The 12,693-nt window shown below is 72.1% G+C and carries 10 protein-coding genes; 6 read left to right on the forward strand and 4 right to left on the reverse strand.

What is annotated here, in order from left to right; translation table 11 throughout:
• The first annotated feature begins 6 nt into the window (after positions 1-6).
• Positions 7-861 carry a hypothetical protein gene (locus tag ACFULQ_RS28975; RefSeq protein ID WP_383549325.1) on the forward strand — a complete coding sequence of 285 codons (855 nt, stop codon included), beginning with the start codon at positions 7-9 and terminating at the stop codon, positions 859-861.
• Between the two features lie 49 nt (positions 862-910).
• Here ACFULQ_RS28975 and ACFULQ_RS28980 read toward each other — a convergent pair whose 3' ends face one another.
• From ACFULQ_RS28980 to radA, 3 genes are all read right to left on the reverse strand, one after another.
• A complete protein-coding gene (locus tag ACFULQ_RS28980) occupies positions 911-2,410 on the reverse strand; it encodes an FG-GAP and VCBS repeat-containing protein (protein ID WP_383549327.1) in 1,500 nt (499 codons plus the stop codon).
• 181 nt (positions 2,411-2,591) lie between these two features.
• Positions 2,592-3,716 carry a DNA integrity scanning diadenylate cyclase DisA gene (gene disA / locus ACFULQ_RS28985; protein ID WP_028810200.1) on the reverse strand — a complete coding sequence of 375 codons (1,125 nt, stop codon included), beginning with the start codon at positions 3,714-3,716 and terminating at the stop codon, positions 2,592-2,594.
• 81 nt (positions 3,717-3,797) lie between these two features.
• Positions 3,798-5,207, reverse strand: coding sequence for a DNA repair protein RadA (gene radA, locus ACFULQ_RS28990; RefSeq protein ID WP_383549330.1), 1,410 nt, complete (start codon positions 5,205-5,207; stop codon positions 3,798-3,800).
• A gap of 206 nt (positions 5,208-5,413) precedes the next feature.
• Between radA and ACFULQ_RS28995 the strand changes: the two genes are divergently transcribed.
• Positions 5,414-7,093: a hypothetical protein gene (locus tag ACFULQ_RS28995; RefSeq protein ID WP_383549333.1), complete on the forward strand. Its 1,680-nt coding sequence runs from the start codon at positions 5,414-5,416 to the stop codon at positions 7,091-7,093.
• Between the two features lie 125 nt (positions 7,094-7,218).
• On the opposite strand, the gene ACFULQ_RS29000 is transcribed toward ACFULQ_RS28995, so the two are convergent.
• On the reverse strand, positions 7,219-7,974 hold the full coding sequence (locus tag ACFULQ_RS29000) for a hypothetical protein (protein WP_383549348.1): 756 nt from the start codon (positions 7,972-7,974) through the stop codon (positions 7,219-7,221).
• Positions 7,975-8,174: 200 nt separating this feature from the next.
• Between ACFULQ_RS29000 and ACFULQ_RS29005 the strand changes: the two genes are divergently transcribed.
• The 4 genes from ACFULQ_RS29005 to ilvD all read left to right on the forward strand — a co-directional run bounded on the left by ACFULQ_RS29005 (position 8,175) and on the right by ilvD (position 12,648).
• Positions 8,175-9,116 carry a Ppx/GppA family phosphatase gene (locus ACFULQ_RS29005; RefSeq protein WP_383549335.1) on the forward strand — a complete coding sequence of 314 codons (942 nt, stop codon included), beginning with the start codon at positions 8,175-8,177 and terminating at the stop codon, positions 9,114-9,116.
• A 116-nt stretch (positions 9,117-9,232) separates the two neighbouring features.
• Positions 9,233-10,057, forward strand: a complete 825-nt coding sequence (locus ACFULQ_RS29010) for a sugar phosphate isomerase/epimerase family protein (RefSeq protein ID WP_383549338.1) — start codon at positions 9,233-9,235, stop codon at positions 10,055-10,057.
• The gene (locus ACFULQ_RS29015) at positions 10,054-10,692 is read left to right on the forward strand and encodes a TetR family transcriptional regulator (protein ID WP_383549341.1); all 639 of its coding nucleotides are present in this window, start codon (positions 10,054-10,056) and stop codon (positions 10,690-10,692) included. The genes ACFULQ_RS29010 and ACFULQ_RS29015 overlap by 4 nt, the downstream gene beginning before the upstream one ends.
• 102 nt (positions 10,693-10,794) lie before the next feature.
• A complete protein-coding gene (ilvD, locus tag ACFULQ_RS29020; RefSeq protein WP_030323812.1) occupies positions 10,795-12,648 on the forward strand; it encodes a dihydroxy-acid dehydratase in 1,854 nt (617 codons plus the stop codon).
• The last annotated feature ends 45 nt before the right edge of the window (positions 12,649-12,693 follow it).

The following is a 12,693-nucleotide window of genomic DNA, read 5'->3' on the forward strand; positions in this document are numbered from 1 at the left end:
TGCGCCGTGGGATCTCTGCGCAATCCGGTCGGGCCGCTTCCCTCCTCCATCTACTGGCGACGGAGGGCCGTCATGCTGTCCGTCCTCGCCGTGCTGGCGCTGCTGATCGCGTGGATCGTCAGCTCCGGCGGCGGAGGCGGCAAGAACGGCGCCGACGGGAACAACGACAAGAATCCCTCCCCCTCGACGATCACCCCCGGACCGTCCGGCTCCGGGCCCGCGATCAGTCAAGCCCCGGGCGGCCGCGACGAGTCGACGACCGGCGGGGACGCCTCGGGCGGCACGGGATCGGGCGGCGGGTCCGGTGACGGTTCCGATGTGGGCGTGGGCGGTTCCGGCGGCGCGGGTGGCTCCGGCGCCGGCGATTCCGGTGGTGCCTCAGGCGCGGGAGCCGCCGGGGGCGGCGCCGCGGGCTCCGGGGTGGGCCAGGGCGACACCCTCCCGGCGGGCTCCGCACTCCCCAACTGCACGGCCGGCGCGGTGAAGTTGACCGTCCGCAGCCAGCGCAACGCCTACGACCCCGGCCAGACGCCCACCCTGCTGCTCACCGCCACGAACTCCTCCGGGAGCGACTGCAAGGTCGATCTCGGCCCGAAGAACGCGGTGTTGACGATCACTCAGGCCGACTCGGACGACACGTACTGGTCGTCCGCCGACTGCCCCAAGACGGCCGGGAACCTCGTCTTCCGGGCGCCCGCGGGCAGCAGCATCACCTACACCGTGAAGTGGGACCGCAAGCCGAGCGCCCCGCAGTGCGCGACACCTCCGGCCGGTTCCGCGACTGCCGGGACGTATCTGGTCGAGGTGAAGGCGCCCGGATACCCCACGGCTCAGGCCTCGTTCGTGCTGGAGAACGACTGAGACTCCCCGGGAATCCCGCGGGGAGTCTCCGTCACGGCGTGGGGCCGGCCTAGTCGGCGAAGAGCGCGCCGAACTGGGGGGTGCCCGCGGTGGAGACGCCCACCGCGGTCACGGACAGGGCCCGGGAGCCCGCCGTGCCGATCTTCGTGCCGGTGGAGGGCAGGTAGGTCACCGCTCCGTCGCCGCCGTCCTCGTACGAGCCGATGACCAGGTCGGCCTTGCCGTCGCCGTTGACGTCGTCGAGCTTGACGTCGGCGCCGAACAGGTCGTTCTTCTCGGAGGTGCCGGGGACACCGGTCGTGTTCTGCTCGAAGGACTGAAGCCCGGTCGATGTGTTGACGCCGCTCGCCGAGCCGTACAGGACGGTGACCATGCCGGCGTTGCTGACGCTGCCGAGGTCCTCGTTCGGGGTGGAGACGACCAGGTCCTGGTAGCCGTCGCCGTTCACGTCGCCCAGGTCCAGGTCCCAGCCGAAGCCGTCGCCCTTCTCCGAACTGCCGGGCACATTGCCGGTGTTCTGCGTGATGCCGGTGGTGGAGGCGGGCCCGGACGCGGAGCCGTAGGTGATGCTGACCTTGCCGCCGTTCGCGGAGTCCGGGATGGTCTGGCCGTCGCCGGTCGTGGCGTCCCAGTTGGCGCCGGTCACGATGTCGCCGTAACCGTCGCCGTTGATGTCGCCGATGCCGGTGACGATGCCCGGCTTGAGGGTCTTGACCCCGGCGACACTCAGGCCGTTCGCGGTGCCGGGCACGTAGTAGTTGGTGTTCCAGCCGTTCTCGGTCTGCGTCTCGTAGCCGTCGACCACCAGGTCGGTGCGGCCGTCGCCGTTCACATCGCCGGCGGTGAGCTGCTCCGGGCCGTACGGGAAGCCGGACGAACCGGGCATGATCGGGGGCTTGATGGTGTACCGGCCGCCGGGCTGACCGGTGGAGCTGCTGAAGCCGCCCTTGTAGACGTAGAGGGTCGCGGACGTGCTGCCGACCGCCAGGTCCGCCTTGCCGTCGCCGTCGAAGTCGCCGGCGGCCAGGGACAGGCCCCAGTTGTCGTGCGAGGAGGCGGCCGGGTCGGGTACGTCGCTCGCCTTGCCGGTGAGGCCGCTCGCCGAGCCCCACAGGATCGCGAGGGCGCCGCCGTCGGTGTCGGTGCCGACCTTCTCGTACGGCGAGGCCACGGCGAGGTCGTCGTATCCGTCGCCGTTGAAGTCGGCGTACGCCGTCGCGCCGCCGAACAGGTCGCCGGTCTCGGCGCTGCCGGGCACGGTGCCGGAGTTCTGGCTGAGGACCGTGCGCCTGGCGGAGGTGATGCCGTTGCCGGCGCTGCCGTAGAGGGCGACGACCTGGCCGGCGTTCGCGTGGCCGCTGACGGAGGCGCCGGCGGCCGTGGCCAGCACGTCGCCGATGCCGTCGCCGTTGAAGTCGGCCTTGGCGACCTTGAACGAGTCGGCGGCGGTGGCCGTGGTCACCGAGACGGTGAGCAGACCGCCCGTCAGCGCGGCCGCGGCGGCCGTCGCGAGGGCGAGTCGCAGATGTGGATGGTGGATCCGGTGCATGCGGGTGTCTCCTGCGGCATGCGGGGGATGCCTGGCGGGCATCCGCGTCGATGGGGGGCGAACCATCCGTGTTTGCCGGGAGTTGTCCTCCAGGACACGGGCGGTTGGCGATCAGGAGACGACCGGTGGGGCCGGAGGGTTGTACGAGGTGCCGGTGTTCTACAACTTCTTTGACGGTGCTTTATACGTACCGCTCCAGGATCGAGCTCTCCGCGAGCCGCGACAGGCCCTCTCGTACGCTCCTCGCCCGGGCCTCGCCCACTCCGTCGACCGTCTGGAGGTCGTCCACGCTGGCCGCGAGGAGCTTCTGGAGGCCGCCGAAGTGCTCCACCAGGCGGTCGATGATCGCGCCGGGCAGACGGGGGACCTTCGCCAGCAGGCGGAAGCCCCGCGGGGAGACGGCCGAGTCGAGGGACTCGGGGGAGCCGGTGTAGCCCAGGGCGCGGGCCACGGTGGTGAGTTCGAGGAGCTCCGCGTGGGAGAGGACGTTGAGTTCGTACAGCGCCTCGTCCACCGTGCGGGAGCGCTTCGCGGTGGGTTCGGGGACGTAGTCCCGCACGACCAGCTCGCGCTCCGGCTCCACGCCCGCGATCAGCTCGTCGAGCTGGAGGGCCAGGAGGCGGCCGTCGGTGCCGAGTTCGACGACGTACTCGGCGATCTCGGTGGCGATACGGCGGACCATCTCCAGGCGCTGGGCCACGGCCGAGACGTCCCGGACCGTCACCAGGTCCTCGATCTCCAGCGCGGAGAGGGTGCCCGCGACCTCGTCCAGGCGCAGCTTGTAGCGCTCCAGGGTCGCGAGGGCCTGGTTCGCGCGGGACAGGATCGCCGCCGAGTCCTCCAGGACCCGGCGCTGGCCGTCGACGTACAGGGCGATCAGGCGCATCGACTGCGAGACGGACACGACCGGGAAGCCGACCTGCTTGCTCACGCGGTCCGCGGTGCGGTGCCGGGTGCCGGTCTCCTCCGTCGGGATGGTGGCGTCGGGCACGAACTGCACGCCCGCGCGCAGGATCTTCGACAGGTCGGACGAGAGCACGATGCCGCCGTCCAGCTTGCACAGCTCACGCAGGCGGGTGGCCGCGAACTCGACGTCCAGGACGAAACCGCCCGTGCACATCGTCTCCACCGTCTTGTCGAAGCCGAGCACGATGAGTCCGCCGGTGTTGCCGCGCAGCACCCGCTCAAGGCCGTCGCGCAGAGCGGTGCCGGGGGCCACGGCGCTCAGGGAGGCGCGCATCAGGCCATCGGAACCGGCACTCCCACCGGACTTTCCGGGAGCTGCTGCCCGGTCGTTGGCTGCCACTGCTCTCCTCCGGTCGCGGGGTCTGGGGCGCTCCCGTGTCGCACATTCGGTTCGTACGGACGGGCGAGACCAGGGCAAAGTCTACCGGCGGTCCTCCGCGTCCTGGGGGGCCTCTCGCCGACGAGAGCGCGGAAGGACCCTCAGGGCGTCCCCTATGTCCGCGACTTCCATCACCTTCATGCCGGCCGGGACCTTGCCCGGATCGCCCGGTACGAGCGCGTGCGTGAAGCCCAGACGGTGTGCCTCGGAGAGCCTGCGCTGGACGCCGGTGACCCGTCTGACCTCGCCCGCGAGGCCCACTTCGCCGATCGCGACGAGGTTCTTGGGCAGCGGGGTGTCGCTGGCGGCGGAGGCCAGGGCGAGGGCGACCGCGAGGTCCGCGGCGGGTTCCGAAAGCTTTACGCCGCCCACGGTCGCCGAATAGATGTCCCGCTTGCCGAGCGCGCTGATCCGGCCGCGCTGCTCCAGGACGGCGAGCATCATCGAGACCCGGGAGGTCTCCAGGCCCGAGGTGGTGCGCCGGGGGGAGGGGATCTGCGAGTCGACGGTGAGCGCCTGCACTTCGGCCACCAGGGGGCGGCGGCCCTCCAGGGTGACGGTGAGACAGGTGCCGGGAACCGGTTCGTCACGACGTGTCAGGAAAAGTCCGCTTGGGTCGGCCAGGCCCGTGATGCCCTCGTCGTGCAGCTCGAAGCAGCCGACCTCGTCGGTGGCGCCGTAGCGGTTCTTGACGCCCCGTACGAGCCTCAGGCGCGCGTGCCGGTCGCCCTCGAAGCTCAGGACCACGTCGACCAGGTGCTCCAGCAGCCGGGGGCCGGCGATCGCGCCGTCCTTGGTGACATGGCCCACCAGGAGGGTGGACATCCCGCGCTCCTTGGAGGCCCGGATCAGCGCTCCGGCCACCTCGCGCACCTGGGCCATGCCGCCCGGGGCGCCGTCGATCTCCGGCGAGGCCACCGTCTGCACCGAGTCGAGGATCAGCAGCGAGGGCTTCACCGCGTCCAGGTGGCCGAGGACCGCGGACAGGTCGGTCTCGGCGGCGAGATACAGGTGGTCGTCGATCGCGCCGATGCGGTCGGCGCGCAGCCGGACCTGGCTCGCGGACTCCTCGCCGGTCACATAGAGGGTGCGGTGCTCGTCGCTCGCCGACTTGGCCGCCACGTCCAGCAGGAGCGTGGACTTGCCGACGCCGGGCTCGCCCGCGAGGAGCACCACCGCGCCGGGCACCAGGCCGCCGCCGAGCACCCGGTCCAGCTCGGGCACGCCGGTGGAGCGGGCGGTGGCCTGGCGGCCGTCGACCTGGCCGATGGGCACGGCGGAGGTGGTGACACGGCCGGGTGTCGTCGTACGCACCGCGGGCGCGCCGTACTCCTCGATCGTGCCCCAGGCCTGGCACTCGGGGCAGCGGCCGAGCCACTTGGCCGTCTGCCAGCCGCACTCGGTGCAGCGGTAGGACGGACGCTCCTTGGCGGACTTCGTACGGGTGGCCATGCACGAACCGTAACCGCCGCCACTGACAACACGGCCGGTACCCGGCCCGTGACCGGCGTCCCGATGCGGGAACCGGCCATGTCACGCCGGGAACGAGCCACGGAACCGGAGGTTCCTGTCCCCTATTGAGGGATCGTTTCACCCGTACGGAGTAAAACTGCTCAAGGTGCAGGAAGGGGCCATGTTCCGCCCCCTACGGTCCACGGATGATGAGCAGCACTCCGGAGACCTCGACCCGCACCACCGGCGCGCACCGGGCGCAACGGGAGGAGCGCGACCGCGGTGCCGCGCGCACGTCGGCGCAGCGGCCGCCCGCGCGCTACGAGCCGTATCTGGACGGCCTGTTCACCTACTGCCTCTCGGTGCTGTGCGACCACGACACGGCGACCGCGGCCCTCGGTGACGTCGTCGCGCTGGCCGAGAAGCGCGGCGGCCCGGACGCGGCCGGCGACCGCAGGGCCTGGCTGTACGCGCTGGCCCGCTGGGCCTGTCTGCGCAAGCTGGCCGAGGCCAAGCAGAAACGTCAGGCCACCCACGCGGCGGGGCGTCACGGCCCCTCGCACAACTCCGCCGAACCCCCGGTCGCCGAGGACGTCCTGGAGGCGCGGCGCCGCGAACTGGCCCAGCTGGCCTGGCCGGAGGCCGCCGGGACGACCCCCGAGCAGCGCGAGGCGCTCGAACTCGCCGTGCGCCACCACCTCGCCGCCCACGAGGTCGCCGCCGTCCTCGGCATGGACCTCGCCGGCGCCCGCGAACTGCTGGCCTCCGCCGCCTGCGAGGTCGAGCGCACGCGCGCGGCCCTCGCCGTCGTGGAGACCGGCGACTGCCCGGGCGTGGCCCGGCTCACCGGCGACAACCAGTTCGTGCTCAGCGCCGCCCTGCGCCGCGAACTCGTCCGCCATGTCGACGACTGCCCCCGGTGCCGCCGCAGCGCCGAGCGCGCGATCCCCGGCCGCTGGCCCGGCGCCATGACCACGCCCGCCGAACTGCCCGTGCTCGAAGCGCCGCGAGCGGCCCTGCACAGGGCGGTCGCGCACCATCCACGCGCGCGTGGGGCCGCCGTGCCCCGTTTCGACCGGCGCGGGTTCCCGATGGACCCGAAGGACCGCGCCGCCCGCCGCGACCGGCTCCGCGCGCGTGCCGTCACCACGACCGTCGTCGCGACCGTGGTGGCCGCGCCCGTGCTCGCGCTGTGGGCCGCGTACCGGGGAGGGCCCGGCGAGGGCGCCGACGGCCATTCCGCCACCGCCGGCGCGGCGCACGGCCCCGGCAGCGTGGACGGCGAGTCCGCGACCGGCGGCTACCAGAACGCGGGCAACGCGTCCGTGAAGCCCGGCCCCCGCTTCACCAAGGACGGCCGGCCCGATGTCTCCGTGGAGGTCGTCAGCGTCGCCGGGGCCGGCAAGAAGGGCGCCGGGCACCTGGCGGTGGCCGCCGGCAACCACGGCGACACCACCCTGGTCACCCTCACCGCGACCGGTGACGCCCCGGTCCGCTGGTCGGCCACCACCGGCGCCGCCTGGCTCTACCTCAGCCAGTCCGCGGGAACCCTGAAACCCGGCGAGTCGTTGACGATCAAGGTGTACGTCGACCACCTGCGCGAGCCGTCCGGCGCCTGGACCGCACGCGTGGCGATCTCACCGGCGGGCGCCGTCGTCACCATCCAGGGCTACGGCACGGCACCGACCCCGGCCGGTCCCGGCAAGCCCACGAGCCCGCCGACCGGGCCGGGCCCCAGCCCCACGACCTCGGCTCCCACCCCGAGCGACCCACCGTCCTCACCCCCCACCCCGGACCCGACCCCGACGGACCCGGACCCGTCCGACCCGCCGAGCCCGACGTCCTCGCCCACGGCGAGCGACGACCCGAGCCCGTCCTCGTCGTAGGCGAAGAGGCGCGTCCCGGGCGAAGGGGGAGGGGAGGGTGGGCGATGCGGTCACGGCACCCGGCTGCGGTCACGACAAGCGGCCGCGGCACCGGAACCCGCGCCCCGGTGCCCCCGTCCCCGCGCTCAGACGCCCGGGTCCGCCGGATGCGGTGCCAGCAACGGCAGCTGGGAGGCCAGGCGCTCCTCGCACAGCTCGACGAGGCGGTCGTAGCCCGCCTTGCCCATCAGCTCGATCAGCTCGGGCCGGTAGGACACGTAGACCGGGTCGCCGGCGCCGTGTGCCGAGGTCGCCGAGGTGCACCACCAGTGCAGGTCGTGACCGCCCGGGCCCCAGCCGCGCCGGTCGTACTCGCCGATCGACACCTGGAGCACCCGGGTGTCGTCGGGCCGGTCGATCCAGTCGTACGTCCGCCGCACCGGAAGCTGCCAGCAGACGTCCGGCTTGGTCTCCAGCGGCTCGCGGCCCTCCCGCAGCGCCAGGATGTGCAGCGAGCAGCCCTGGCCGCCCGCGAAGCCGGGCCGGTTCTGGAAGATGCACGAGCCCTGGAAGGGCCGGGTCTGGCGCTCGCCGTCCTCGTCCTCCGAGACCCAGCCGTTCGCCATGCCCTCGTCACGGTGCTGCCAGATCTCCGGAGTGAGTCGCGCCACATGCTCGGCGACCCGCTTCTCGTCGTCCTCGTCGGAGAAGTGGGCACCCAGCGTGCAGCACCCGTCGTCCGCGCGCCCCGCCTGGATGCCCTGGCAGCCGCTGCCGAAGATGCAGTTCCAACGGGAGGTCAGCCATGTCAGATCGCACCGGAAGACCTGCTCGTCGTCCGCCGGATCCGGGAACTCCACCCACGCGCGCGCGAAGTCGAGCCCCTTCTCGTCGGCCGCCAGAGCATGCCTGGCCTTCTTCGACTGCTTCGCCGGCTTCGACCGCCTCGCCGGCGTTACCGGCTTCACCGGCGAAGAACCGTCGGCAGTTGTGGCCGCTTTGTCGTCCTTCACCTTTTTCGTCTTTGGCACGCGTCCAGGGTAAGTCGCCCGAGGCCCCTCCGGAGACAGCCGAACGCCCAGCTGGCAGTAGCGTTCCCTACATGAGACTCGGTGTCCTCGACGTGGGATCGAACACGGTGCACCTCCTGGTGGTGGATGCGCACCCCGGCGCACGCCCCCTGCCCGCGCACTCGCACAAGGCGGAACTGCGCCTTGCCCAACTCCTCGACGAGGCCGGTGCGATCGGCCCCGAGGGCGTCGAGAAACTCGTCTCGGTCGTCAAGGACGCCCTTCAGGCCGCCGAGGACAAGGGCGTCGAGGACCTGCTCCCGTTCGCCACCTCGGCGGTCCGCGAGGCCAGCAACGCCGACGACGTCCTCGCGCGCGTGCGGGCCGAGACCGGCGTCGAGCTCCAGGTGCTCACCGGCGCCGAGGAGGCCCGTCTCACCTTCCTCGCCGCCCGCCGCTGGTTCGGCTGGTCGGCGGGCAAGCTCCTGGTCCTCGACATCGGCGGCGGCTCCCTGGAGATCGCCTACGGCATCGACGAGGAGCCCGACGCGGCGGTCTCCCTCCCGCTCGGCGCGGGCCGCCTCACCGCGGGCTGGCTCCCCGGCGACCCCCCGGACCCGGACGCCATCCGGGCCCTGCGACGGCACGTGCGCGCCCAGATCGCCCGTACGGTCGGCGAGTTCGCCCGCTTCGGCGCCCCGGACCACGTCGTCGCCACCTCCAAGACCTTCAAGCAGCTGGCCCGCCTGGCCGGCGCGGCCCGCTCGGCGGAGGGCCTCTACGTCCAGCGCGAGCTCAAGCGGGAGTCCCTGGAGGCCTGGGTCCCGCGCCTGGCCGGCATGACGACCGACCAGCGCTCGGAACTGCCGGGCGTCTCGGAGGGCAGGGCGAACCAGCTTCTGGCCGGTGCCTTGGTGGCCGAGGGCGCGATGGACCTGTTCGGAGTGGAAACGGTCGAAATCTGTCCGTGGGCGCTGCGGGAAGGCGTAATCCTGCGCCGACTTGACCACATGGGTTCAGCGGAGGGTCTGTAGGGGCGCGGGGAACTGCGCGACAAGCCACAGCGCACCCGCAGCCGCCCCCGTGGCGAACACCACAACGGCGAATAGGCGTCCCGTCCCACTCCGGCGGACGCCGTAGGCTGACCGACGTGGCAGAACCAGTCGTACGGATCCCGGATGCGAAGGTCGCCCTCTCGACGGCCTCCGTCTACCCGGAGTCGACGGCGACGGCCTTCGAGATCGCCGCGCGTCTCGGATACGACGGCGTCGAGGTCATGGTGTGGACCGACCCGGTCAGCCAGGACATCGAGGCCCTGCGCCGCCTCTCCGACTACCACGGGATCCCCATACTCGCCGTGCACGCCCCGTGCCTGCTCATCACGCAGCGCGTGTGGTCGACGGACCCCTGGGTCAAGCTCCAGCGGGCCCGGGCGGCCGCCGAGAAACTCGGCGCGAGCACCGTCGTCGTACACCCGCCGTTCCGCTGGCAGCGCCAGTACGCCCGCGACTTCGTCAGCGGCATCTGGCGCATGGCCGACGAGACGGACGTACGGTTCGCCGTCGAGAACATGTACCCCTGGCGCTACCGCGACCGCGAGATGCTCGCCTACGCCCCCGACTGGGACGTCACCAAGGACGACTACCGGCACTTCACGATCGATCTCAGCCACGCGGCGACCTCCCGGACCGACGCGATGCAGATGGTCGACCGGATGGGCGACCGGCTCGGCCATGTCCACCTCGCCGACGGCAAGGGCTCCGCGAAGGACGAGCACCTGGTGCCGGGCCGCGGCGCCCAGCCCTGCGCCGAGCTGCTGGAACGCCTCGCGCTGACCGGCTTCGACGGCCATGTCGTCATCGAGGTCAACACCCGCCGCGCGATGTCCGGCGCCGAACGTGAGGCCGACCTCGCCGAGGCCCTGGCCTTCACCCGCCTCCACCTGGCCTCCCCGGTGAAGGTGCCGCGGCGATGACCGGCCCCGAGGGCGCCCCGGCCGTGAGCGACACCACGGCCCGGAAGCGCGGCCGACCCCGTCGTGGCGAATCGGACGCGGCCGGCACCCGCGACCGCATCCTGGCGGCGGCGCGCGAGGAGTTCTCAGAGCGGGGCTACGAGAAGACGTCCGTGCGCGGGATCGCCAAGGCCGCCGGGGTCGACTCGGCGCTGGTCCACCACTACTTCGGCACCAAGGAGCAGGTGTTCGCGGCCTCGATCGAGGTCGCCTTCGCGCCCGCGCTCAACGCGTCGGACGCGGTCGGCGAAGGGCCGCTGGACGGCGTCGGCGAGCGGCTGACCCGCTTCATCTTCGGCATCTGGGAGAACCCGACCACCCGCACCCCGCTGCTGGCGATCGTCCGCTCCGCCGTCAACAACGAGACCGCGGCCGCCGTCTTCCGCCGCCTGATCGCCTCCCAGCTGCTGCGCCGCATCGCGGCCCAGGTCGACTTGCCGGACGCGGAGCTGCGCGCCGAACTCGCGGCCGCGCAGCTCGTCGGGACGGCGATGCTCCGGTACGTGATCAAGGTGGAACCACTGGCCTCGGCGGACCCGGAGCAGATCATCGCGCGCTTGGCGCCGGTGGTGCAGGGGCACCTGACCGGGGCGTGATTCCCGAGACACCCGTCCCGCATTCCGGACACCCTGTCCCGACCCCTGGATGACCGGCGTACGCTCGATAGCAGCCAGAACTGTCTGAAGGAGCGAGCGACGATGCCCGAGCTGAGGTCCCGCACAGTCACCCACGGCCGCAACATGGCGGGCGCCCGCGCCCTTATGCGCGCCTCCGGTGTACCCGGTGCGGACATCGGCCGCAAGCCGATCATCGCGGTCGCCAACAGCTTCACCGAGTTCGTGCCGGGCCACACCCACCTCCAGCCGGTCGGCCGGATCGTCTCCGAGGCGATCGTCGAGGCCGGTGGCATCCCGCGCGAGTTCAACACCATCGCGGTCGACGACGGCATCGCGATGGGCCACGGCGGCATGCTGTACTCCCTGCCCTCCCGCGACCTGATCGCGGACTCGGTCGAGTACATGGTCGAGGCCCACTGCGCCGACGCCCTGATCTGCATCTCCAACTGCGACAAGATCACCCCGGGCATGCTCAACGCGGCCCTGCGCCTGAACATCCCCACGGTCTTCGTCTCCGGCGGCCCGATGGAGTCCGGCCGGGCCACGCTGGTGGACGGCACGGTCCGCACGCTCGACCTGGTCGACGCGATCTCCGACGCCGTCAACGACAAGATCTCCGACGAGGACATCCTCCGTATCGAGGAGAACGCCTGTCCGACCTGCGGCAGCTGTTCCGGCATGTTCACCGCCAACTCGATGAACTGCCTGACCGAGGCCATCGGCCTCTCCCTGCCCGGCAACGGCTCGGTCCTCGCCACGCACACGGCCCGCAAGCAGCTGTACGTCGACGCGGCCAACACCGTCATGGACATCACCCGGCGCTACTACGAGCAGGACGACGAGACGGTCCTGCCGCGCAACGTCGCCACCTTCGCGGCGTTCGAGAACGCGATGGCCCTCGACATCGCCATGGGCGGCTCCACCAACACGATCCTGCACCTGCTGGCCGCGGCCCAGGAGGCGGGCGTCCCCTTCGGCCTGGAGGAGATCAACGAGGTCTCGCGCCGGGTCCCGTGCCTCGCGAAGGTCGCCCCGAACGTGGCGAAGAACCGCACGTACTACATGGAGGACGTGCACCGCGCCGGCGGCATCCCGGCCCTCCTCGGCGAACTGCACCGCGCCGGCCTGCTGAACGAGGACGTGCACTCCGTCCACAGCCCGTCCCTCGCCGACTGGCTCAAGACCTGGGACGTCCGCGGCGGCTCCCCGTCCCCGAAGGCCGTCGAGCTCTGGCACGCGGCCCCCGGCTGTGTCCGCTCCGCGGAGGCCTTCTCCCAGTCGGAGCGCTGGGAGGCGCTGGACGAGGACGCGGCCGAGGGCTGCATCCGCTCGGCCGAGCACGCCTACTCCAAGGACGGCGGCCTCGCGGTCCTCAAGGGCAACCTCGCGGTCGACGGCTGTGTCGTGAAGACGGCCGGCGTGGACGAGTCGATCTGGCGCTTCGAGGGCCCGGCGGTGGTCTGCGAGTCCCAGGAAGAGGCCGTCCAGAAGATCCTGCTGAAGGAGATCAAGGAGGGCGACGTCGTCGTCATCCGCTACGAGGGCCCCAAGGGCGGCCCCGGTATGCAGGAGATGCTCTACCCGACCTCGTACCTGAAGGGCCGCGGCCTCGGCAAGGCCTGCGCCCTGGTCACCGACGGCCGCTTCTCCGGCGGCACCTCGGGCCTGTCCATCGGCCACGCCTCCCCGGAGGCGGCGGCGGGCGGCACCATCGCCCTCGTCGAGGACGGCGACCGCATCCGCATCGACATCCCGGCCCGCACGATCGAACTCCTCGTCGACGACGAGGAACTGGCCCGCCGCGACGCGGCACTCGGCGGCGTCTACGCCCCCAAGAACCGCGAGCGCAAGGTCTCGGCGGCCCTGCGGGCGTACGCCGCGATGGCCACGAGCGCGGACAAGGGCGCGGTGCGGGACGTGTCGAAGCTGGGCTGAAGCGCTTTTCGGGGCCGCCCCTTTGGGGCGGCCCCCTTTTTTTGC

This window comes from Streptomyces sp. NPDC057253 (genome assembly GCF_042669125.1).
GTDB lineage: Bacteria > Actinomycetota > Actinomycetes > Streptomycetales > Streptomycetaceae > Streptomyces.

Excerpts from the sequence above, each read along its gene's own strand:
- ACFULQ_RS28980 (WP_383549327.1), bottom strand. The coding sequence starts at position 2,410 with ATGCACCGGATCCACCATCCACATCTGCGACTCGCCCTCGCGACGGCC.
- radA (WP_383549330.1), bottom strand. The coding sequence starts at position 5,207 with ATGGCCACCCGTACGAAGTCCGCCAAGGAGCGTCCGTCCTACCGCTGC.
- ACFULQ_RS28995 (WP_383549333.1), top strand. The coding sequence starts at position 5,414 with ATGATGAGCAGCACTCCGGAGACCTCGACCCGCACCACCGGCGCGCAC.
- ACFULQ_RS29005 (WP_383549335.1), top strand. The coding sequence starts at position 8,175 with ATGAGACTCGGTGTCCTCGACGTGGGATCGAACACGGTGCACCTCCTG.
- ACFULQ_RS29015 (WP_383549341.1), top strand. The coding sequence starts at position 10,054 with ATGACCGGCCCCGAGGGCGCCCCGGCCGTGAGCGACACCACGGCCCGG.
- ilvD (WP_030323812.1), top strand. The coding sequence starts at position 10,795 with ATGCCCGAGCTGAGGTCCCGCACAGTCACCCACGGCCGCAACATGGCG.